Origin of the sequence: Streptomyces sp. HM190 (genome assembly GCF_009857135.1) — a bacterium.
Taxonomy (GTDB): Bacteria; Actinomycetota; Actinomycetes; order Streptomycetales; family Streptomycetaceae; genus Streptomyces; species Streptomyces heilongjiangensis.
Genome location: NZ_CP047318.1, coordinates 2,127,996 through 2,148,560, shown reverse-complemented (window position 1 = coordinate 2,148,560; position 20,565 = coordinate 2,127,996). Strand labels below are relative to the sequence as shown.

Below are 20,565 nucleotides of genomic sequence, written 5' to 3'. Positions count from 1 at the left end.
GTGTGTGCCGTGCGGGGCCTCACCAAGACGTATCCGGCGACCCGGGGACGGCGCGGGACGCCGGGAACCGCCGAGGTGCGGGCCAACGACGCCGTCGCACTGGAGGTCCGGCGCGGCGAGATCTTCGGACTGCTCGGCCCCAACGGCGCCGGCAAGACCACCCTCGTCCGGCAGCTGACCGGGCTCATGCGGCCCGACGACGGCACCGTCGAGATCCTCGGTCACGACATCGTGCGCCACCCGGAGCGGGCCGCCCGCATCCTCGCCTACCTGGGCCAGGAGTCGACCGCGCTCGACGAGCTGACCGTGGCGCTGGCCGCCGAGACCACCGGACGCCTGCGGGGCCTCGACGTGCGGCGGGCACGCGCCGAACGGGACGCCGTCCTCGACGAACTCGGGCTGAGCGGCCTCGCCTCACGGCCCCTGAAGAAGCTGTCCGGGGGACAGCGCCGGCTCGCCTGCTTCGCCACCGCGCTGGTCGGCGAGCGGCCCCTGCTCGTGCTGGACGAGCCGACCAGCGGCATGGACCCGGTGGCCCGGCGGTCCGTGTGGGCGGCCGTGGACCGGCGGCGCGCCGAGTCCGGCACCACCGTCCTGCTGGTCACCCACAACGTCATCGAGGCCGAGACCGTCCTCGACCGGGTCGCCGTCCTCGACCAGGGGCGGGTCATCGCCTGCGACACCCCGGCCGGGCTGAAGGAGAAGGTCGCCGGCGAGGTCCGCGTCGAGCTGGTGTGGCGCGAGCGGCCCCCGCTGGAGGTGCCCGAGGTCGCCGCGCTGCTGCCCCGGGCCGTGGAGTCCGGCCGCCGCTGGACGCTGCGGCTCGCCCCCGAGGAGGCGCGGGCGGTGGTGGCCACCGTCACCGGCGGCGCCGCCTTCGTCGCACTCGACGACTTCACGCTCGCCACCCCGAGCCTGGAGGACGTCTACCTGGCGCTCGGCGGCAGCGAGGGCCACGCACAGGGGCTGGTCAAGGCGTGAGGGGCGCGGGCATGGACCGGACGGCGGCCGGTACGGGCGTGAACGGCAGGGCTGCCGCAGCCGTACGAGAATGGGCAGCCCAAGCGCGAAGGAGCAGCTCGACGTGAGTGTCGTACCCGCCGAGGCACTGCCGGGCAGCGCCCTGGCAGCCGAGGAGCGTGCCGAGCGGGAGGCCGCCGAGCTGGGGCCCCGCGCCCGGCTGTGGCCCTCCCTCGCCGCCGTGTACCGGGCGCAGCTCTCCCGGGCGCGGGTCGCGCGGATCCCGCTGCTGTTCGTCGCCACCTTCCAGTCGATCGGGATCATGATCCTGATGCGCGGGGTGGTGGACGGCGGGGCCGAGGCGCGGGCCGTCGTCGCCGGCTCGTCCGTGCTCGTCGTGGCGTTCGTGGCCCTGAACCTGCTGGCGCAGTACTTCGGGCAGCTGCGCTCCAGCGGCGGGCTCGACCACTACGCGACCCTGCCGGTGCCGCCGGCCGCCGTCGTGCTCGGGGCGGCCGGCGCGTACGCGTCGTTCACCGTGCCGGGGACCGTGGTCACCGCGGTCTTCGGATGTGTGCTGTTCGGCCTGCCGCTGGCCCATCTGTGGGTGCTCGCCGCGGTGATCCCGCTCGCCGGGGCCGCCCTCGCCGGGCTCGGCGCGGCGCTGGGCCTGCTCGCCCCGCGCCCCGAACTCGCCACCGTCCTCGGCCAGCTCGGCATGTCGGCGGCGCTGCTGCTGGGCGTGCTCCCGGCCGACCGGATGCCGGCCGTGATCCAGTTCGCCCGCGACCTGCTGCCCTCCACCTACGGCGTCGAGGCCTTCGCACGGACCTTCGGGCCGCACCCCGACTGGGCGTTCGTCCTCGGCGACCTCGCCGTGTGCGCGGGCGTCGGTGTCGTCTCCCTCGCCGTCGCCACCTGGGCGTACCGCAGGGCCGCCGTCCGGTGACGCGCCGCACGGCCGCGCCTGGCACGATGTCAGAGTGACCGCACCGTTTTCTTCGCCTTCGCCGCAGCCCCACCGTCAGCCGCCGACCGACCCCTGGGCCGCGCCGCCCACCGGTGGACAGGGCGAGGGACACGTGCGGCAGGAGCCGGAGGAGCCGTCCGGACCCGGGCTGGGAAGAGAACTGCTGGAGGCCGCCGTCGTCACGGCGGTCATGACGCTGGTCGGCGGGGCGCTGCTCGGGGTGCTGTGGTGGTGGCTCGCACCGCACGTGCCGCTCGTCTCCGACGGGTCGGCGGTCTACTTCAAGGACACCGAGGGCGAGCAGGCCGTCGGCGTCGACGGAACGTTCACCCTGCTCGCCCTGGGCATGGGCGCGCTGAGCGGGCTCCTCGTCTTCCTGCTGCGCCGGCGCGGCGGTGTGCCGCTGGTCGTGGCGCTCGCCGTGGGCGGGCTGCTGGGTGCCGTCGTGGCATGGCGGCTCGGGGTGTGGCTCGGCCCCGGCACGGACGTGGTGGCACGGGCGAAGGAGGCGGGGCGGGGGGTGACGTTCTCGGCACCGCTGAAGCTGGCGGCGAAGGGGGCGTTGCTGGCGTGGCCGCTGGCGGGGCTGCTGGTGCACCTCGCGTTGACGGGGTTGTTCGGGCCGCGGGATCCGGAGCGGTTCGAGGAGTACGAGGACGCGAAATAGCTCGGCGCCGGGGGTGTGCCGGCGGGTGCGGGTGGGTGGGGGCTGGTCGCGCAGTTCCCCGCGCTCCTGAGAAGCGGCCGGGGCTGCGCCCCGTGCTTCTCAGGAGAGGGGTGGGCCGCAGGCCCGCAGTCGCCCGACCGCACGCGCCCCGAGCCACCAGGTCGCCCTACCCCCTCGCGATCGGCGCCGTCGTCGCCCCCGTCAGCGCCGCCAGATCCGACGGCGCCAGCTCGACCTCCAGACCCCGGCGCCCGGCCGAGACGCAGATCGTGCCGTGGCCGGAGGCCGACTCGTCCAGGACGGTGCGGAGCTTCTTGCGCTGGCCCAGCGGGGAGATGCCCCCGCGGACGTACCCCGTCGTGCGCTCGGCCAGCGTGGGGTCCGCCATCGCCGCACGCTTCCCGCCGACCGCCGTCGCCAGCGCCTTCAGGTCGAGCTGGCCCGCGACCGGCACCACGGCCACCACGAGCGCGCCGTCGACGTCCGCGACGAGGGTCTTGAAGACGCGGTCGGGCGAGACGCCCATCGCCTCCGCCGCCTCCTCGCCGTAGGAGGGGTGGGAGGGATCGTGCTCGTAGGCGTGGATGGTGAACTCCACGCCCGCCGCAGTCAGCGCCACCGTCGCCGGTGTGCCTCCCGCCTGCTGTTTCTTCGACTTCTTCGCCATGCCAGCCTGTTCCTGGTGATCGTCTCCGCAAGCCGCGTCCCGGAGCGTGCCCTCGGGCCGTCCTCAGTTGAGGCTCGTCGGCCCCCGCGTCAGCTCCGACGCGGGCAACGACGGCAGACTACGGATGATCGCGGTCTCGGCGCGCAGCAGTTTCAGCTCGTCACGCAGCCGGGACGCGGTGTCGGGCGCCTGGAGGAGCCGCTGCTTGGTCGGGGTGTCGAGCATCATCGCCGCGGCGACCAGATACGACACCACTGCCGGCTCGTCGGGCAGGTCCGCGCCCGTCGACAGCGAGCGCTCCCGCGCCCCCGCCAGACGCTTCTGGTACTGCCGGAAGGCCCGCAGCACGCCCTCCGCGAGCGCGCCCGCCTCGTCGCCGGGGGCCTCCGGCAGCTCCTCCAGGTCCGCCACGAGGAACGGCCCGGTCGTGTCGAGGGAGAGCAGCCGGACCCGGTTCGTGCCGGTGGCGAGGACCTCGAACGTGCCGTTGTCGCGCTCCCGGATGGTGGCCGCGTCGGCGATGCAGCCCACGGAGTGGAACGCCTTGGTCGGGTCGTCGCCGAACCCGGCGGTCGGACCGCGCTCCGGCAGAGCGGTCGGATCCGGCATGCCGGGCGCGCTCGGCGCGACCTCGTGGCCGTCGCGGATGGCGACGACGGCGAAGCGGCGGGGTTCGTCCTCGGGGGTCTTCAGCAACTCGCGCATCATGGCGCGGTAGCGCTCCTCGAAGATGTTCAGAGGAAGCACGAGCCCCGGGTACAACACCGAGTTCAGGGGGAAGAGCGGCAGCCGGACGGTGGTCACGAGGCCAGAGCCTAGTCGCCGTCGGGGCGCGCGCGTTCGCTCGTACTGGTTTGTGACCTTGCCGGGGGTCTCCCGGCGCGCCTGGCGGACCGCGTCAGCAGCGGCATCGAGGACGCCACCTCCAGCCGTACCCCGTCCCGCAGCTGGAGGAACTGGCCCAGCGGATCGCCGGAGACCCGGTCCCAGGGGAACGAGGTGGCGTACGGACCGATCCTGCGCAGTTGCTCCAGGGCGTCCGGCCAGCGTTCGAGGCGGACCAGGACGTAGGCGAGGAGGTTGCGGACCTCGGCGGGCCAGGGGTCGCCGGGCGCGTACGCGGCCGAGAGCGCGATCGCGCGGTCCGCCGCCTCGTGCAGCCGGGCGCGCCGCACCTCGGGGCCGCCGCCGTCGACGAGATGGGCGAAGGCTGCCCGGACCGGGAGGGCCTGGACGAGGGAGCCGGGCAGGGCGTCCTCGGCGGCCCGTTCGGCGAAGTCGAAGCACTCGGCGGGCGAGCCGTACCAGGCGGCGGAGAGGTACTTCAGGGCCGAGACATGACAGCCGTAGTGGTGCGGGGAGCGGCGGACGGCCTCGCCCCACAGCCGCTCGAAGCCGGCACGGCCGACGCCCGTGCCCCGCGCGTGGTCCAGGGCGATCCGCCACGGCACCGGGTCGCGCGGCGCACGCTCGGCGGCTGCCGTGATCAACGGGCCCGCCTCGCGCAGCAGTTCCCCCCTGGCGGGGGAGTACCAGCCGCGGGACACCGCCAGTTCGGCCCTGACCAGCAGGACGTCCGGGGCGTGCGGGGCGGCGCGCCGCCAGTCGCGCAGCCAGTGGTCCTGTGCGCGGCCGCAGGCGGCGAGCCGCAGCGTGTACCGGTCGCGGCTCTCCCACTCCGCCGCCTCCCGCGTCGTCGCGAGGAGCCGGGCCGCGGGCGCGTACTCACCGCGGCCGGCCGCGGCCAGCGCGGGCCCGAGCCGTTCGTCGGGCGCGTCGAGCAGCACGTCGTCGTCGGCCGGCAGACCGTCGGCGAGGCCCGAGGTGTGCCGCGCCATCCGGGCCGTGCGCACGAGCGCACGCAGCAGATCCATGTGGCGCCCCCTCTGCGCCCGGCCGGTCCGCTCGGCGGGACCGGTGCTCACCGTTCGGTACAACGCCTGAGCGGTGATGTCGTGGTCGGTGGTACGAGGGGAAGACGGAGCACGGGCGACTCGGGTTGTGCCCCTTCACCACCCTTTTCCGTTCCTGCTCAACAGCTTCAGTTCCTGCTCAACAGCCGTGTGGCACCCGCCGCGACCGTCGTCGCGAGGATCCAGCCCAGCAGGATCACCACCACGGCCAGCCACTGCCAGCCGCCCCGCAGCTGCCAGGCGCCGACCTGGCCGAAATCGATCACCGGGAGCAGCAGGTCCAGGGCGAACAGGGACGGACTCCACTGCGGGTGCTCACCGCTCTTCATCGGCGGGTGGTCCGCGTGCGAGAAGGCGTACGAGGTGAGCGCCCACAGCAGCGCCATCCACACGGCGGCCCGGCCCGGCCGGTACCCGTACGCGACCGTCCAGTCCTGCGCGTACCCCCACAGCTTGGCCGCGAGCGGCAGGTTCTCCCGCCGGTGGCGCTGCTTGGCGAGGAGCACCTCGCGGGCGCCCTCGTCGTCGCCGCTGGCCCGCAGCACGGTCGCCAGCCGCTCGTACGGCTCCGGCTGGTACTCGGGGGTCGCCGCCGCCACCCACTCCAGCCGTCCGGCCAGCGGGAACCGGTCGCGGGGCACGAGGTTCTCGTACTGGAAGCCGCCCATCTGGAGGTTGCCGGGGCCCGGCCAGCTGTCCGCCCGGTCGATGAGGACGCCGACCCGGGCGCCCGACAGCACCACCTTGCCGCGCTCGGGCCGCTCGCCGAGGAAGCGCAGCTCGGGCACCTGGACCCGGCGCAGGGACAGTTCCTGTTCGTCCGTGAAGGTGAACCTGGCCCGCTCCAGGTCGACGGCGTCCCCGAAACGCCCGTCGTCCAGCCGTATCCCGCCCTGGCACTCGAAACGCTGGACGCGGGTGCCCCGCGCGGGCGTGCTGCCGCTGGTGTACAGCGGATTGCCGACACCGGCGGGGGTCAGATAGAGGGTGCGCTCGACGGTCAGCTGGGGCGCGTTCAGGGCGAGGCGGCCGTAGGGGTTGGCGAGCCGGCTGCCGCGCAGGCTGAGTGAGGCGCCGACGGTCGCCCCGCGCAGGCTCAGCTCGCCGTGCGACTCCAGCATCTCCGCCTGCACGTCCTGGGCGACGCTGAGACCGTCGGCGGACAGCGAGCGGCCGTGCCGGTCGCGGTAGACGACCGCCTGGTTGAGCAGCAGATCGGTGCCGATGTGCGCGTCGGCCAGCCGCACCCCGTTGTGGAAGCGGCAGCGCGGCAGATGCAGATCGCCCTCCGTGTGCAGCCGGGCCGCCTCCAGCCGCGGCACCGAGCAGTCCACCAGCCGCACGGTGGTGAACCGGGCCTCCGGCAGCAGGATCTCCTTCTCGAAGCGGCAGCCCTTCAGCTCCACGTACGGCACCACCTGGCCGCCAGCCAGCTCCAGGACACCCTTGACCTGTAAGCCGACCAGCTTGAGCGCGGACACCCGGCCGGCCAGGGCGGGCGGCCCGTCCAGCAGCAGCCAGGCCACGATCCGGGCCCGTACCGTCCGCTCCGGACCCCACGGGTGGCCGCCGTGCGGATCGTCCTCGGCGGTGTCGCCGCTGCGGAGGTCGTACACACTGCCGTTGCGGAACGCCTGCCACATACCGGCCTCGGCGGCGGTGAGGTCGTCCGGGAGGTCCCCGTCGTCCCGGATGGCGGCACCCTCGGTCACGGCTGTTCCTCCCTCCTTCTCCGTCACTGCGTGTATCGAGCAACAGTTCATGCTGGTGATGCCCGCTGAGTGACGCCCCGAACGCTAGACGTGAAGAGGATCTTCCGGGTTCTGCCCCCGACGCGTATCAGCCAATGGAACGCGCGGACAGCCGCCGACCGCGGTCTGAGAGAATTGGGCGTGTGATCTCCCGAATCGATCTGCGCGGCGACGCCCTCCCGAAGGGCCCCGCCCTGCGCGACCTGCTGCCCCGAGCCGACTTCGACGTCTCGGCCGCCCTGGAGAAGGTGCGTCCGATCTGCGAGGCCGTGCATCATCGCGGGGACGCGGCGCTGATCGACTTCGCCGAGAAGTTCGACGGCGTACGCCTCACCTCCGTGCGGGTCCCGGCCGAGGCCCTCACGGACGCGCTGGACCGGCTCGACCCGGCCGTCCGCGCGGCCCTGGAGGAGTCCATCCGCCGCGCCCGCCTCGTCCACCGCGAGCAGCGCCGCGCCACGCACACCACCCAGGTCGTGCCCGGCGGCACCGTCACCGAGAAGTGGGTGCCGGTCGAGCGCGTCGGCCTCTACGCCCCCGGCGGCCGCTCGGTCTACCCCTCCTCCGTGATCATGAACGTGGTCCCGGCGCAGGAGGCGGGCGTCCCCTCGATCGCCCTGGCCTCACCCGCGCAGGCCGACTTCGACGGCCTGCCGCACCCCACGATCCTCGCCGCGTGCGCCCTGCTCGGCGTCGACGAGGTGTACGCGGCCGGCGGCGCCACCGCCGTCGCGATGTTCGCCCACGGCACCGAGTCCTGCCCGCCGGCCAACATGGTCACCGGGCCGGGCAACATCTGGGTGGCCGCCGCCAAGCGCTACTTCACCGGCGTCATCGGCATCGACTCCGAGGCCGGCCCCACCGAGATCGCGGTCCTCGCGGACGACACCGCCGACCCGGCGCACGTCGCCGCCGACCTGATCAGCCAGGCCGAGCACGACCCGCTCGCCGCCGCCGTCCTCGTCACCGACTCCGTCGCCCTCGCCGACGCCGTCGAGAAGGAGCTGGGCCCGCAGGTCGAGGCCACCAAGCACATTGAGGACCGGATCCGCCCCGCCCTCGCGGGCCGGCAGTCCGCGATCGTCCTCGTCGACGGCATCGACGAGGGCCTGCGGGTCGTCAACGCCTACGGCGCCGAACACCTGGAGATCCAGACCGCGGACGCCGCGGCCGTCGCCGAGCGCGTCGTCAACGCGGGCGCGATCTTCCTCGGACCGTGGGCGCCGGTCTCGCTCGGCGACTACGCGGCGGGCTCCAACCACGTGCTCCCGACCGGCGGCTGCGCCTGCCACTCCTCCGGTCTGTCCGTCCAGTCCTTCCTGCGCGGCATCCACATCGTCGACTACACACAGGAGGCGCTGGCCGAGGTCGCGCACCACGTGGTCACGCTGGCGGAGGCGGAGGACCTGCCGGCCCACGGCGCGGCGATCAAGGCACGTTTTGGCGGAGCCGAACAGTGGGCTCGCGGCGGAGCCGGACAGTGGGCTCGCGGCGGAGCCGGACAGTGGGCTCGCGGCGGAGCCGAACAGGGGACACGCGGCTGGAAGGTACCTGGTCAGTGAGCTTCGGAATCGACGATCTCCCCGTCCGGGACGAACTGCGCGGCAAGAGCCCCTACGGCGCGCCCCAGCTCGACGTCCCGGTCCGGCTGAACACCAACGAGAACCCCTACCCCCTGCCCGAGCCGCTGGTGGAGCGGATCGCGGAGCGGGTGCGCGAGGCGGCACGGAACCTCAACCGCTACCCCGACCGGGACGCGGTGGAGCTGCGGACCCGGCTCGCCGAGTACCTGACGCGGACCTCCGGGTACACCGTGGACGTCACGAACGTCTGGGCCGCCAACGGTTCCAACGAGGTGATCCAGCAGCTGCTGCAGACCTTCGGCGGACCCGGCCGCACGGCCATCGGTTTCGAGCCGTCGTACTCGATGCACGGACTCATCGCGCGCGGCACGGGCACGGGCTGGATCTCCGGCCCCCGCCACGACGACTTCACCATCGACCTCGCGGCGGCCGAGCGCGCCGTCGCCGAGCACCGCCCCGACGTCGTCTTCGTCACCACCCCCAACAACCCCACCGGCAACGCGGTCCCCCGGGAGACGGTCCTCGCCCTGTACGAGGCCGCCCAGGCGGCCAAGCCGTCCATGGTGGTCGTCGACGAGGCCTACATCGAGTTCAGCCACGGCGACTCCCTGCTGCCGCTGCTCGAAGGACGGCCGAATCTCGTCGTCTCCCGCACCATGTCCAAGGCGTTCGGCGCCGCCGGACTGCGCCTCGGCTACCTCGCCGCCCACCCGGCGGTCGTGGACGCCGTCCAGCTCGTGCGGCTGCCCTACCACCTCTCCGCCGTCACCCAGGCGACCGCCCTGGCCGCCCTGGAGCACACCGACACCCTCCTCGGCTACGTCGAGCAGCTGAAGGCCGAACGGGACCGGCTGGTCGCCGAGCTGCGCGCCATCGGCTACGAGGTCACCGAGTCCGACGCCAACTTCGTGCAGTTCGGAAGGTTCGACGACGCGCACAAGATGTGGCGGAAGATCCTCGACCGGGGCGTCCTGGTCCGGGACAACGGCGTACCGGGGTGGCTGCGGGTGACCGCCGGAACCCCGGCCGAGAACGACGCGTTCCTCGACGCGGTACGTGAACTACAGAGCAATGTGGGGGACACCCCCACACCCCCGGAGGAGCAGAGCGCATGAACCGCGTAGGACGCGTGGAGCGGGTCACCAAGGAGACGTCGGTCGTCGTCGAGATCAACCTCGACGGCACCGGCCGCACCGAGATCTCCACCGGGGTCGGCTTCTACGACCACATGCTCGACCAGCTCGGCCGCCACGGACTGTTCGACCTCACCGTGAAGACCGACGGCGACCTGCACATCGACTCCCACCACACCATCGAGGACACCGCCCTCGCCCTGGGCGCCGCCTTCAGGCAGGCCCTCGGCGACAAGGTGGGCATCTACCGCTTCGGCAACTGCACGGTCCCGCTGGACGAGTCCCTCGCCCAGGTCACCGTCGACCTCTCCGGCCGCCCCTACCTCGTGCACACCGAGCCCGAGAAGATGGCACCGATGATCGGCGAGTACGACACCACGATGACCCGGCACATCCTGGAGTCCTTCGTCGCCCAGGCACAGATCGCGCTGCACGTGCACGTGCCCTACGGGCGCAACGCCCACCACATCGTCGAGTGCCAGTTCAAGGCGCTGGCCCGCGCCCTGCGCTACGCCTCCGAGCGCGACCCGCGCGCGGCCGGGATCCTGCCCTCCACGAAGGGTGCGCTGTGAACAGCCTGTCGACCATCCTGATCGTCGTCGGTCTGTTCCTGGTCGGCGGGATCATCTCGTTCGTCAAGCAGCAGATGCCGAAGGGCCTCATCGTGCTGCTGTCCCTCGCCGCCGCGATGTGCCTCGTCGCGGGCGTCATGAGGCTGGAGGTGTGGAATTGAGCACCGAGAACGCGGGAGCGAGGACCACCGCGACCTCTCCCGCCAAGCGCGTCGTCGTCTTCGACTACGGCTTCGGCAACGTCCGCTCCGCCGAGCGCGCCCTCGCGCGCGCCGGAGCGGACGTCGAGATCACCCGTGACTTCGACACCGCGATGAACGCGGACGGACTGCTGGTGCCCGGCGTCGGCGCCTTCGCCGCCTGCATGAAGGGCCTCAAGGAGGCGCGCGGCGACTGGATCATCGACCGCAGGCTCGCCGGCGGGCGCCCCGTCATGGGCATCTGCGTCGGCATGCAGATCCTCTTCGCGCGCGGCATCGAGCACGGCGTGGAGACCGAGGGCCTCGACGAGTGGCCCGGCGCGGTCGAGCCGCTGCAGGCCGAGATCGTGCCGCACATGGGCTGGAACACCGTCGACGCCCCGGCCGGCTCCGCGCTCTTCGCCGGCCTCGACACCGACGCCCGCTTCTACTTCGTGCACTCCTACGCCGTCCACGACTGGTCCCTGGAGACGCACAACCCGAACATCACCGCGCCCAAGGTCACCTGGGCGACACACGGCAAGCCCTTCGTGGCGGCCGTCGAGAACGGCGCCCTGTGGGCCACGCAGTTCCACCCCGAGAAGTCCGGCGACGCCGGAGCCCAGCTGCTGACCAACTGGATCGGAACCCTGTAGACCATGGCAAAGCTCGAACTCCTCCCCGCCGTCGACGTCCGTGACGGCCAGGCCGTCCGCCTCGTGCACGGCGAGTCCGGCACGGAGACCTCCTACGGCTCCCCGCTGGAGGCCGCCCTGTCCTGGCAGCGGGCGGGCGCCGAGTGGCTGCATCTGGTCGACCTGGACGCCGCGTTCGGCACCGGCGACAACCGTGAGCTGGTCGCCGAGGTCACCCGGGCCATGGACATCAAGGTCGAGCTCTCCGGCGGCATCCGGGACGACGCCTCCCTGGAGAAGGCCCTCGCCACCGGCTGCACCCGCGTCAACCTCGGCACCGCCGCCCTGGAGAGCCCCGAGTGGGTCGCCAAGGTCATCGCCGAGCACGGCGACCGGATCGCGGTCGGCCTGGACGTCCGCGGCACGACCCTGAAGGGCCGCGGCTGGACGCGCGACGGCGGCGACCTCTACGAGACGCTGGCGCGCCTCGACCAGGAGGGCTGCGCCCGCTACGTCGTCACCGACATCGCCAAGGACGGCACGCTCCAGGGCCCCAACCTGGAACTGCTGCGCAACGTCTGCGCGGTCACCGACCGCCCGGTCGTGGCGTCCGGCGGCGTGTCGTCCCTCGACGACCTCCGCGCCATCGCCGAGCTGGTACCCCTCGGTGTCGAGGGCTCCATCGTCGGGAAGGCCCTCTACGCGAAGGCGTTCACCCTGGAAGAGGCCCTGGAGGCTGTGTCGTCATGACGTCCGATGCCGTGCGGCGGGTGCACAGCGGGAGTTCCTGGGAGGAGTCCTTCGGCTCCGCGCGTGCCGTCGCGGCGGGCGACCGCGTGCTGGTGGCGGGCACCACGTCCTTCAAGGGCGACGTGCTGTACGGGGAGGGCGACCCGTACGAGCAGGCCAGGGTGGCCTTCACCAGCGCGGTCGAGGCGCTCGGCGAGTTCGGGCTCGGCGCCGAGTCCGTGATCCGGACGAGGATGTACCTGGCGCACCTGCGGGACGTCGACGCGGTCGGGCGGGCCCACCGGGAACTGTTCGAGCCCGTGCGCCCCGCCGCGACTCTGCTGGTCGTGGACGGTTTCTTCGACCCGCGCATCCTCGTCGAAGTCGAAATCGAAGCATTCAAGGGCCAAAGGCCCTCCTGAAGGAGCCGTGGATTCATGACCCTGGCGGTCCGAGTCATCCCCTGCCTGGACGTGGACAACGGCCGGGTCGTCAAGGGAGTCAACTTCCAGAACCTGCGTGACGCGGGCGACCCGGTCGAGATGGCCAAGGTGTACGACGCCGAGGGCGCCGACGAGCTGACGTTCCTCGACATCACCGCGTCCTCCGGCAACCGCGAGACCACCTACGACGTGGTGCGCCGCACCGCCGAGCAGGTCTTCATCCCGCTGACCGTCGGCGGCGGCGTCCGCACCGCCGAGGACGTCGACAAGCTGCTGCGGGCGGGCGCGGACAAGGTCGGCGTGAACACCGCGGCGATCGCCCGCCCCGACCTGATCCGCGAGATCGCCGAGCGCTTCGGCCGCCAGGTCCTGGTGCTGTCCGTGGACGCGCGGCGCACGGAGTCCGGCTCCTTCGAGGTCACCACCCACGGCGGCCGCAAGGGCACGGGCATCGACGCCGTCGAGTGGGCCCACCGGGCCGCCGAGCTGGGCGCCGGGGAGATCCTGCTCAACTCGATGGACGCGGACGGCACGAAGGACGGCTACGACCTGGAGATGATCACCGCGGTCCGCAAGCACGTCTCGGTCCCCGTCATCGCCTCCGGCGGCGCGGGCAGGCTCACGGACTTCCCCCCGGCCGTCGAGGCGGGCGCCGACGCCGTTCTCGCCGCCTCGGTCTTCCACTTCGGCGACCTGCGCATCGGCGAGGTCAAGAACGCGCTGCGCGAGGCGGGTCACCCGGTCCGCTGACATCCTTCGACCCGTCGGGCAGCCCCGGTCACCTGGTGGCCGGGGCTCATTGGTGAGCAGATACGAAAGAGAAGTTGCGCAAATAATGTTGCGCAACTTCTCTTTCGTATCTACGCTGAGGGCATGACCAAAGGCGAGGAGAACCTCCGCATCACCGATCTCGGCACGCTGAAGGCGCTCGCGCATCCCCTGCGCATGCAGCTGTACCGGGGACTGTTCGTCTGCGGGGCCGCGACCGCCTCCATGCTCGCCGAGCAGGTGGACGAGGCGGTGTCACTCGTCAGCTACCACCTGCGCAAGCTCGCCGAGCACGGGCTGATCGAGCAGGCGGAACCCCGGAGCGGGGACGCCCGGGAACGCTGGTGGCAGCCCGCCGCCGGGGGCGTCACGGTCAGCGGAGAGCACTTCCGGGACGAGCCGGAGAAGCGCGCCGCGCACCTGGCGGCGGCACGGCTCTTCCAGGAGCAGCGGTCCGAGATGTACCGCGTCTACCTGGACGAACGCCCGGCGTGGGGGGCGGAGTGGAACGAGGCCGCCCACGACTCGGAGTCGTTGCTGAGGCTGACGGCCGCGGAACTGGGCGACCTCAGGAGGGACATGCTCGAGTTGATCAAGAAGTACGACGCCCGGGGGCGCGACCGGGAGGCAGCCGGCGAGACCGAGGGACGGGAGCACGTGGCCGTGCACACGTACGCCTTCCCGTTCCGCGTCTGATCACCGTCCGATCGCCGTCTGATCCCGCGTCCGAGAGGAGCCACGTCCGTGGCCGTCACCCCTGCCGTGCCCACCGAACGACCCGCCCCGGAAAGCGCCGCCCACCGCGATCCGAACGTCCTGCGCTGGCTGGGGGCCTATGCCGCCTCGGCGCTCGGGGACAACGTCTACTACCTCGCCCTGTCCTGGGCGGCTGTCCAGTCCGGCACCCCCGCACAGGCCGGAATGGTGGCGGCCGTGAGCGCCGTCCCGCGGCTGCTGCTGATGCTGGGGGGAGGCGTGGTCGCCGACCGGTTCGGCCCCCGGCGGGTCGTCATCGGCAGCGACGCGGTGCGCTGTGCCGCCGTCCTCGCGGTCGCCGCGCTGCTGTTCGCCACCACTCCCGGACTGTGGCCGCTGACGGTGCTCGCTCTGGTCTTCGGCGCCGTCGACGCGGTGTTCATGCCCGCCGTGGGGGCCATGCCGGCGCGCATCACGAGCCGGGATCAGCTCGTCCGCGTACAGGGCATGCGCGGCCTCGCGGTCCGGTTCGCCAACGTCGTGGGAGCCCCGGTCGGTGGTCTGGGGGTCGCGCTCGGGGGCCCGGCGGCGGCCTTCGCGCTGGCCGGGCTGTTCATCGCCGTGTCGCTGCCGCTGCTGATATCCGTCCGAGTGCGTCGGCTGCCCCCGGACGATGCGGCCGCCGCACACGGCCTGAGCCCTTGGCAGGACCTGCGCGCGGGGCTGGCGCACATCCGCCGCCACCGTGTCCTCGCCCCGTTGATGCTGGCCATCGCCCTCGGGGACCTCGGGTTCGTCGGCCCCCTCAACGTGGGTCTTGTCCTGCTGGCGGACGAGCGCGGTTGGGGTGCGTCGGGAGCGGGCTGGGTGCTCGCCGGTTTCGGGGTCGGCGGCGGAGCGGCAGCGTTGCTGCTGACCGTGCGAGGCCGCCTGCCGTCGGCCGGGCGCACCGCCGGATTCGCGATCCTCGTCGGCTCGGCGGCCATGGGGGCTCTCGCGTTCGTGCCCGGCGTGCTCGGCGGCGCGGCGCTGGGTGTGCTGGTGGGGCTGTTCACGGGACTGAGCGGAGCCCTCTGCGGCGCGCTGCTCCAGACCCACGCCGCTCCCGCCTACCTCGGCCGGGTCACCTCGGTGGGAGGCGTCGTCAGCCTCGGTCTGGCCCCGTTGAGCATGCCGCTCACCGCGGCGGCCATCGGTGTGTGGGGAACGGGGCCCGTCTTCGTCGCCAGCGCGGCGGTGTGCGGGCTCGGCGGGGTCATCGCACTGGGGGTGCGGGACCTCCGCCGAGCCGAGCTGCCGGGCTGAGACACACCGTGGCCGGGGCCGACGGGCCCGCGCCGGGCGTCGTCATGGGCGGCGGGTCGGATGCCCAGTGGTCAGATGCCCAGTTGCTTGCTCTCGTGGAGCTTGGTGACCGCCTCCTTGTCGCCCTCCATCTCCACGTCGGCGACCTGCTGGCGGCCGTAGAGGAACAGGAGCAGCTCCGCCGGCTCGCCGGTGACCGTGACGACCGGCGCGCCGCGGCGGGCCACCACGGTCCGGCCGTCCGGGCGGCGCAGCACCAGGCCGGTGGGGGAGCCGCGGCCCATCAGACGGCCGGTCCGCTCCAGACGGGACCAGAGGGCGTCCTGGAAGACGTGGTCGAGTTCGCGCGGCGACCAGTCGGGCCGGGCGCGGCGGATGTCCTCGGCGTGGACGTAGAACTCGATCGTGTTGGACGCCTCGTCGATCTGCTTGAGGGAGAAGGGCGAGAAGCGCGGCGGGCCGGTGCGGACGAGCTGGATCAGCTCCTCGTACGGCTTCGCGGCGAACTCCGCCATCACCCGGTCCAGCCGGGAGGCCAGCTGCTTGATGAGGATGCCCCCGGCGGCGTCGGGGCGACGCTCGCGCACCACCACGTGCGCGGCCAGGTCCCGGGTCGTCCAGCCCTCGCACAGGGTGGGGGCGTCGGGGCCCGAGGTCTCCAACAGGTCGGCGAAGAGGAGCCGTTCACGCTTGGCATGGGTCGACATGCCGCCAGCCTACGACCGGCGCCCCCGACAGCGCAGGGCAGGCCCCGCCGACGCGCGAGGCCCCGGACGGCGAAACGGGGCGGTTGCCCGTGCGGCCGTGCGTCCGTGCGGCCGTGGGGCCGCTCGGTCGGACGCGAGTTGTTCGTACGACGATCTCGTACGACGATACGGTCCGGCCTGTGGACAACGGGCGGGGCCGATCGCCGCGGCGCGGCACAATGGCACGCATGACCAGCACGCCGTCCCCCAGCAGCCCCAGCGGTCCCGGAGCCCCGAGCGGCCCCGGCGCCCCCAGCGCTCTGGACCCCGAGATCGCCGCGCGCCTCAAGCGCAGCGCCGACGGGCTCCTGCCCGCCATCGCCCAGCAGTACGACACCGGCGAGGTGCTCATGCTCGGCTGGATGGACGACGAGGCACTCCACCGCACCCTCACCACGGGACGCTGCACCTACTGGTCCCGCAGCCGCCGCGAGTACTGGGTGAAGGGCGACACGTCCGGCCATTTCCAGTGGGTGAAATCGGTCGCCCTCGACTGCGACGCCGACACGGTCCTCGTCAAGGTCGACCAGGTCGGGGCCGCCTGCCACACCGGCGCCCGCACCTGCTTCGACGAGGACGTCCTCAAGCCCGTCGAGGGCGGCGCCGATTCCGGCGTACCGCCGCTCGATCAGTAAGGTCAGCCGCCATGGACCTCGAGACGTTCCGCAAGCTGGCCTCCGACCGCCGTGTCATCCCCGTCAGCCGCAAACTCCTCGCCGACGGCGACACCCCGGTCGCGCTCTACCGCAAGCTCGCCGCCGAGCGCACCGGCACCTTCCTGCTGGAGTCTGCGGAGAACGGCCGCACTGCGTTCCAATGGTCCCGCTACTCCTTCGTGGGCGTCCGCAGCCACGCCACCCTCACCGTGCGGGACGGCCGGGCGCACTGGCTCGGCACCCCGCCGGTCGGCGTCCCGGTCGACGGCGACCCCCTCGCCGCCCTGCGCGCCACCATCGAGGCGCTCCACACCCCGCACCAGGAGGGCCTGCCCCCCTTCACCGGCGGCATGGTCGGCTACCTCGGCTACGACATCGTGCGCCGCCTGGAGAAGATCGGCCCCGGCGAGCAGGACGACCTGCGACTGCCCGAGCTGACCATGCTGCTGACGAGCGACCTGGCGGTCATGGACCACTGGGAGGGCTCGGTCCTGCTCATCGCCAACGCCATCAACCACAACGACCTCGACACGGGCGTCGACGAGGCCTACGCCGACGCCGTCGCCCGCCTCGACGCCATGGAGGCCGACCTCTCCCGGCCCGTCGCCCAGCCCCCGGCGGTCCTCCCGCCCTCCGAGCTGCCCGACTACACCGCGCGCTGGGGCGGCCCCGACTTCCAGGAGGCCGTCGAGGACATCAAGGAGCGCATCCGCGCCGGCGAGGCCTTCCAGGTCGTGCCCTCCCAGCGCTTCGAGACCCCGTGCACGGCGAGCGCCCTCGACGTCTACCGCGTCCTCAGGGCCACCAACCCCTCCCCGTACATGTACCTCTTCCGGTTCGACGGCTTCGACGTCGTCGGCTCCTCGCCCGAGGCCCTGGTCAAGGTCGAGGACGGACAGGCCATGGTCCACCCCATCGCCGGCACCCGGCACCGGGGCGCCACCCCGCAGGAGGACCAGGCCCTCGCCGACGAACTGCTCGCCGACCCCAAGGAGCGCGCCGAGCACCTCATGCTCGTGGACCTGGGCCGCAACGACCTGGGCCGGGTCTGCGAACCGGGCTCGGTCGAGGTCGTCGACTTCATGTCCATCGAGCGGTACTCGCACGTCATGCACATCGTGTCCACCGTCACCGGCCGCGTTGCCGCCGACCGCACCGCGTTCGACGTGCTCACCGCCTGCTTCCCCGCCGGCACCCTCTCCGGCGCCCCCAAGCCGCGCGCGATGCAGATCATCGACGAACTGGAGCCCTCCCGCCGCGGCCTGTACGGCGGCTGCGTCGGCTATCTGGACTTCGCCGGCGACTCGGACACCGCCATCGCCATCCGCACCGCCCTGCTGCGCGACGGCACGGCGTACGTCCAGGCCGGCGCCGGCATCGTCGCCGACTCCGACCCCGTCGCCGAGGACACCGAGTGCCGCAACAAGGCGGCGGCCGTGCTGCGCGCCGTGCACACGGCGAACCGGCTCGGACAATAGGGCGCTTCTCACGTCGGACCCGGGTGACAACCCACCCGTGGCTCAGGCGATAGTGGAGTACGTGACCGCAGTACCTCACCCCCGTTCCGAGCCCGCGTTCGTCCGTTCCGGCCGGCGCAGCCTCGCCCTGGCGCTGCTGAGCGGCGCGCTCGGCGCCGCCGTCGCGCTGCTCGCCACCCGCCAGCGCTGGTCGGAGGGCACGGCGTCGGTGGCCGGCGGCGCCTTCCCGCTGACCGCCAAGGGCAGCGACGTCACGGGCGTGCCCGCGGCCCTCGCCGTCGTGGGCCTCGCCGCGCTCGTCGCCGTGTTCGCCGTGCGCCGTTCCGGACGCGTCCTGGTCGCCGTGGTGCTCGCCCTCTCCGGCGCGGGCACCGTCGCCGCCGCGCTGATCGGCGCCTACGACAGCTCGGCCCTCGACGACAAGGCCGCCGAGGCATCCGGCGACACCTCCGCCACCGTCGACGCGCTCAGCCACACCGGCTGGCCGTACGTCGCGGCGGTCGGCGGCGCCCTCATCCTGCTCGCCGGGCTCCTGGCCCTGCGGTACGGGCGCCTGTGGCCCGGTATGTCCGGCCGCTACGAGCGCGACGGCACGCCCCGGCAGCGCCGGGTCAAGCCGGTGGACCCCGACCGGCCCGAGGACATGTGGAAGGCCCTGGACCGGGGCGAGGACCCCACGGGACGGGACCCGGCATAGCCGGGAGCGGCGGGGGTCGACCCCCGCTCAAGGCACGCGCGGGCGTACGGGACAATGGACGCCGAGCGTCCGACCCACAGGCATCGAGCGCCGCGCGTCGAGCGACACGCACGAGCATTCACTCGCATTGAGCAACTGAGCCACTGAGCAACGAGGAGCAACGTCATGGCGGGCAGCAGCCACGGCCACACCCCGGCCGCCTGGACCGGCGTCACCATCGCCTTCATCGGTTTCTGCGTCTCGGGCGCCTACATGGTCATGGCCGAACCGCTGGGATTCTGGGCGGGCATGGTCATCGTCCTCCTCGGTGGTGTCGTGGGCCTGATCATGCGGTCGATGGGTCTCGGCCAGGCGAAGTCGCATCACGGCGACGACTGGTCCGGCGCCGCGAAGGCGGAGGCCAAGGCCATCAGCGGCGAGCCCGTCCCCGCCAAGGGCTGACGTTCCGCACGGGCGGCCCGGTCCCCCTCGGGGCACCCGGCCGCCCGGCTCGCCTCCGGGCGCCGCGCCCGGGACGGTCGGCCGCCCGCATGCGCGCGTGCGGCGCGCGCCGGGCACAATGCGGGGTGTGAACGCCGAGCCCCGGCCAGCCGCGCCGTCCCCGCACCCCGTTCAGGCCGCCCCGGCACCGGGCGGGCCGGCCCGTCGGCTCTGGATCCCCGCCGCCGCGCTCGCGGCCGTCGGCGGGGCCTTCGCGTACGTCGCGGCCGTGGACCCGAACGAACCCGGCCACTACCCCGTCTGCCCGCTCTGGCGGTTCACCGGCCTGTACTGCCCCGGCTGCGGCGGGCTGCGCAGCGCCCACGCCTTCGCCCACGGCGACCTCGCCACCGCTTTCCAGGACAACGCGCTGGCGGTGGCCGCCTTCCTGGCCCTGGCGGCGCTGTGGACCGTATGGGTGGTCCGGACGGTCCGCGGTCGGCCGATGCGACTCGAACTCCCGTCCGTGGCCCGGTGGGCGCTCGGCGCGTCCGTGCTGGTCTTCACGGTTGTCCGGAACCTGCCGTTCGGCGCCTGGCTTCATCCTTGATCGAACAGGGAAGGTCCAGGTCGTGGGACCGCCGTCAACCGGATGCGGGAGCTGTGCCCCGGTCCGGCTACCATCGCAGAGAACTGCCAGGACCCTGTGAAGCGCCCGTCAGCCGAAAAGCGACTGTCGAACGTTGTCACCGACCGCAACCGTCTGGAAGGGGGGCCGCTCGCGTGAGTGTGCTCGACGAGATCATCGACGGAGTCCGTGCCGACCTTTCGGAGCGGCAGGCCCGCGTCAGCCTCGAAGAGCTCAAGGAGCGCGCGGCGAAGGCTCCGGCAGCCAAGGACGGCGCGGCCGCCCTGCGCGGCGACGGCGTCAAGGTCATCTGCGAGGTCAAGCGCTCCAGCCCCTCCAAGGGCGCGCTGGCCGCGATCGCCGACCCGGCCGGCCTCGCCGCCGACTACGAGGCGGGCGGCGCCGCGGTCATCTCCGTCCTCACCGAACAGCGCCGCTTCGGCGGTTCGCTCGCCGACCTGGAGGCCGTGCGGGCCCGCGTGGACATCCCTGTGCTGCGCAAGGACTTCATCGTCACCTCCTACCAGCTGTGGGAGGCCCGCGCGTACGGCGCCGATCTGGCCCTGCTGATCGTCGCCGCCCTCGACCAGCCCGCCCTGGAGTCCCTGATCGAGCGCGCCGAGTCCATCGGGCTCACCCCGCTCGTCGAGGTGCACGACGAGGACGAGGTCGACCGGGCGGTCGACGCGGGCGCCCGGGTGATCGGCGTCAACGCGCGCAACCTCAAGACCCTCGAAGTGGACCGCTCCACCTTCGAGCGCGTCGCCCCCGAGATCCCCGACCACATCGTCAAGGTCGCCGAGTCCGGTATCCGCGGCCCCCACGACCTCATCGCCTACGCCAACGCCGGCGCGGACGCGGTCCTGGTGGGCGAGTCGCTCGTCACCGGCAAGGACCCGAAGACCGCCGTCGCCGACCTCGTCGCCGCCGGCGAGCACCCGGCGCTGCGCCACGGCCGGAGCTGACCGA

The 20,565-nt window shown here is 73.0% G+C and carries 23 protein-coding genes and 1 pseudogene; 19 read left to right on the top strand and 5 right to left on the bottom strand.

The window, feature by feature from the left end; translation table 11 throughout:
• The 3 genes from GSY65_RS08980 to GSY65_RS08970 all read left to right on the top strand — a co-directional run bounded on the left by GSY65_RS08980 (position 1) and on the right by GSY65_RS08970 (position 2,597).
• Positions 1-981, top strand: coding sequence for an ABC transporter ATP-binding protein (locus GSY65_RS08980; RefSeq protein ID WP_159775725.1), 981 nt, complete (start codon positions 1-3; stop codon positions 979-981).
• 103 nt (positions 982-1,084) lie between these two features.
• On the top strand, positions 1,085-1,909 hold the full coding sequence (locus tag GSY65_RS08975; RefSeq protein ID WP_201452484.1) for an ABC transporter permease: 825 nt from the start codon (positions 1,085-1,087) through the stop codon (positions 1,907-1,909).
• Positions 1,910-1,943: 34 nt separating this feature from the next.
• Positions 1,944-2,597 carry a DUF2567 domain-containing protein gene (locus GSY65_RS08970; protein WP_159766821.1) on the top strand — a complete coding sequence of 218 codons (654 nt, stop codon included), beginning with the start codon at positions 1,944-1,946 and terminating at the stop codon, positions 2,595-2,597.
• A 166-nt stretch (positions 2,598-2,763) separates the two neighbouring features.
• Here the strand turns inward: GSY65_RS08970 and ybaK are convergent, their stop codons facing one another.
• The 4 genes from ybaK to GSY65_RS08950 form a co-directional block, all read right to left on the bottom strand.
• The gene (ybaK, locus tag GSY65_RS08965; protein ID WP_159766820.1) at positions 2,764-3,264 is read right to left on the bottom strand and encodes a Cys-tRNA(Pro) deacylase; all 501 of its coding nucleotides are present in this window, start codon (positions 3,262-3,264) and stop codon (positions 2,764-2,766) included.
• Positions 3,265-3,327: 63 nt separating this feature from the next.
• Positions 3,328-4,068: an LON peptidase substrate-binding domain-containing protein gene (locus GSY65_RS08960; protein ID WP_159766819.1), complete on the bottom strand. Its 741-nt coding sequence runs from the start codon at positions 4,066-4,068 to the stop codon at positions 3,328-3,330.
• Between the two features lie 11 nt (positions 4,069-4,079).
• Complete coding sequence (locus GSY65_RS08955; protein WP_159766818.1) at positions 4,080-5,138, bottom strand: hypothetical protein; 1,059 nt, start codon at positions 5,136-5,138, stop codon at positions 4,080-4,082.
• A gap of 167 nt (positions 5,139-5,305) precedes the next feature.
• Entirely contained in the window at positions 5,306-6,889 is a 1,584-nt protein-coding gene (locus tag GSY65_RS08950; protein WP_159766817.1) for an oxidoreductase, read from the bottom strand.
• Between the two features lie 182 nt (positions 6,890-7,071).
• On the opposite strand from GSY65_RS08950, the pseudogene hisD reads away from it, so the two are divergent.
• From hisD to GSY65_RS08905, 10 genes and pseudogenes are all read left to right on the top strand, one after another.
• Positions 7,072-8,370 (top strand): annotated as a pseudogene (hisD, locus tag GSY65_RS08945) (histidinol dehydrogenase); the annotation flags it as partial.
• A gap of 116 nt (positions 8,371-8,486) precedes the next feature.
• Positions 8,487-9,626: a histidinol-phosphate transaminase gene (locus tag GSY65_RS08940; RefSeq protein WP_159766816.1), complete on the top strand. Its 1,140-nt coding sequence runs from the start codon at positions 8,487-8,489 to the stop codon at positions 9,624-9,626.
• Positions 9,623-10,216 carry an imidazoleglycerol-phosphate dehydratase HisB gene (gene hisB / locus GSY65_RS08935; RefSeq protein ID WP_159766815.1) on the top strand — a complete coding sequence of 198 codons (594 nt, stop codon included), beginning with the start codon at positions 9,623-9,625 and terminating at the stop codon, positions 10,214-10,216. The genes GSY65_RS08940 and hisB overlap by 4 nt, the downstream gene beginning before the upstream one ends.
• A complete protein-coding gene (locus GSY65_RS33225; RefSeq protein WP_055536695.1) occupies positions 10,213-10,377 on the top strand; it encodes a hypothetical protein in 165 nt (54 codons plus the stop codon). The genes hisB and GSY65_RS33225 overlap by 4 nt, the downstream gene beginning before the upstream one ends.
• The gene (hisH, locus tag GSY65_RS08930) at positions 10,374-11,051 is read left to right on the top strand and encodes an imidazole glycerol phosphate synthase subunit HisH (protein WP_159766814.1); all 678 of its coding nucleotides are present in this window, start codon (positions 10,374-10,376) and stop codon (positions 11,049-11,051) included. The genes GSY65_RS33225 and hisH overlap by 4 nt, the downstream gene beginning before the upstream one ends.
• 3 nt (positions 11,052-11,054) lie before the next feature.
• Entirely contained in the window at positions 11,055-11,780 is a 726-nt protein-coding gene (gene priA / locus GSY65_RS08925) for a bifunctional 1-(5-phosphoribosyl)-5-((5-phosphoribosylamino)methylideneamino)imidazole-4-carboxamide isomerase/phosphoribosylanthranilate isomerase PriA (protein WP_159766813.1), read from the top strand.
• The gene (locus tag GSY65_RS08920; RefSeq protein ID WP_159766812.1) at positions 11,777-12,181 is read left to right on the top strand and encodes a RidA family protein; all 405 of its coding nucleotides are present in this window, start codon (positions 11,777-11,779) and stop codon (positions 12,179-12,181) included. Before priA ends, GSY65_RS08920 begins: the two co-directional genes overlap by 4 nt.
• A gap of 15 nt (positions 12,182-12,196) precedes the next feature.
• Positions 12,197-12,952, top strand: a complete 756-nt coding sequence (hisF, locus tag GSY65_RS08915) for an imidazole glycerol phosphate synthase subunit HisF (RefSeq protein WP_159766811.1) — start codon at positions 12,197-12,199, stop codon at positions 12,950-12,952.
• 123 nt (positions 12,953-13,075) lie between these two features.
• Positions 13,076-13,666 carry a winged helix-turn-helix domain-containing protein gene (locus GSY65_RS08910; RefSeq protein WP_159766810.1) on the top strand — a complete coding sequence of 197 codons (591 nt, stop codon included), beginning with the start codon at positions 13,076-13,078 and terminating at the stop codon, positions 13,664-13,666.
• Positions 13,667-13,714: 48 nt separating this feature from the next.
• Positions 13,715-14,971 carry an MFS transporter gene (locus tag GSY65_RS08905; protein WP_236579721.1) on the top strand — a complete coding sequence of 419 codons (1,257 nt, stop codon included), beginning with the start codon at positions 13,715-13,717 and terminating at the stop codon, positions 14,969-14,971.
• A gap of 71 nt (positions 14,972-15,042) precedes the next feature.
• Here the strand turns inward: GSY65_RS08905 and GSY65_RS08900 are convergent, their stop codons facing one another.
• Complete coding sequence (locus GSY65_RS08900; protein WP_159766809.1) at positions 15,043-15,678, bottom strand: TIGR03085 family metal-binding protein; 636 nt, start codon at positions 15,676-15,678, stop codon at positions 15,043-15,045.
• Positions 15,679-15,905: 227 nt separating this feature from the next.
• Here GSY65_RS08900 and hisI point away from each other — a divergent pair, with 227 nt between their 5' ends.
• The 6 genes from hisI (at position 15,906) to trpC (ending at position 20,561) form a co-directional block, all read left to right on the top strand.
• Positions 15,906-16,352, top strand: a complete 447-nt coding sequence (gene hisI / locus GSY65_RS08895) for a phosphoribosyl-AMP cyclohydrolase (protein WP_159766808.1) — start codon at positions 15,906-15,908, stop codon at positions 16,350-16,352.
• 11 nt (positions 16,353-16,363) lie between these two features.
• The gene (locus tag GSY65_RS08890) at positions 16,364-17,851 is read left to right on the top strand and encodes an anthranilate synthase component I (RefSeq protein WP_159766807.1); all 1,488 of its coding nucleotides are present in this window, start codon (positions 16,364-16,366) and stop codon (positions 17,849-17,851) included.
• A 52-nt stretch (positions 17,852-17,903) separates the two neighbouring features.
• Complete coding sequence (locus GSY65_RS08885; RefSeq protein WP_159775721.1) at positions 17,904-18,548, top strand: TIGR02234 family membrane protein; 645 nt, start codon at positions 17,904-17,906, stop codon at positions 18,546-18,548.
• A gap of 165 nt (positions 18,549-18,713) precedes the next feature.
• A complete protein-coding gene (locus GSY65_RS08880) occupies positions 18,714-18,989 on the top strand; it encodes an HGxxPAAW family protein (RefSeq protein ID WP_159766806.1) in 276 nt (91 codons plus the stop codon).
• Between the two features lie 118 nt (positions 18,990-19,107).
• The gene (locus GSY65_RS08875) at positions 19,108-19,578 is read left to right on the top strand and encodes a DUF2752 domain-containing protein (protein ID WP_159766805.1); all 471 of its coding nucleotides are present in this window, start codon (positions 19,108-19,110) and stop codon (positions 19,576-19,578) included.
• Positions 19,579-19,751: 173 nt separating this feature from the next.
• Positions 19,752-20,561, top strand: a complete 810-nt coding sequence (gene trpC, locus GSY65_RS08870) for an indole-3-glycerol phosphate synthase TrpC (protein WP_159766804.1) — start codon at positions 19,752-19,754, stop codon at positions 20,559-20,561.
• Positions 20,562-20,565 lie beyond the last annotated feature (4 nt).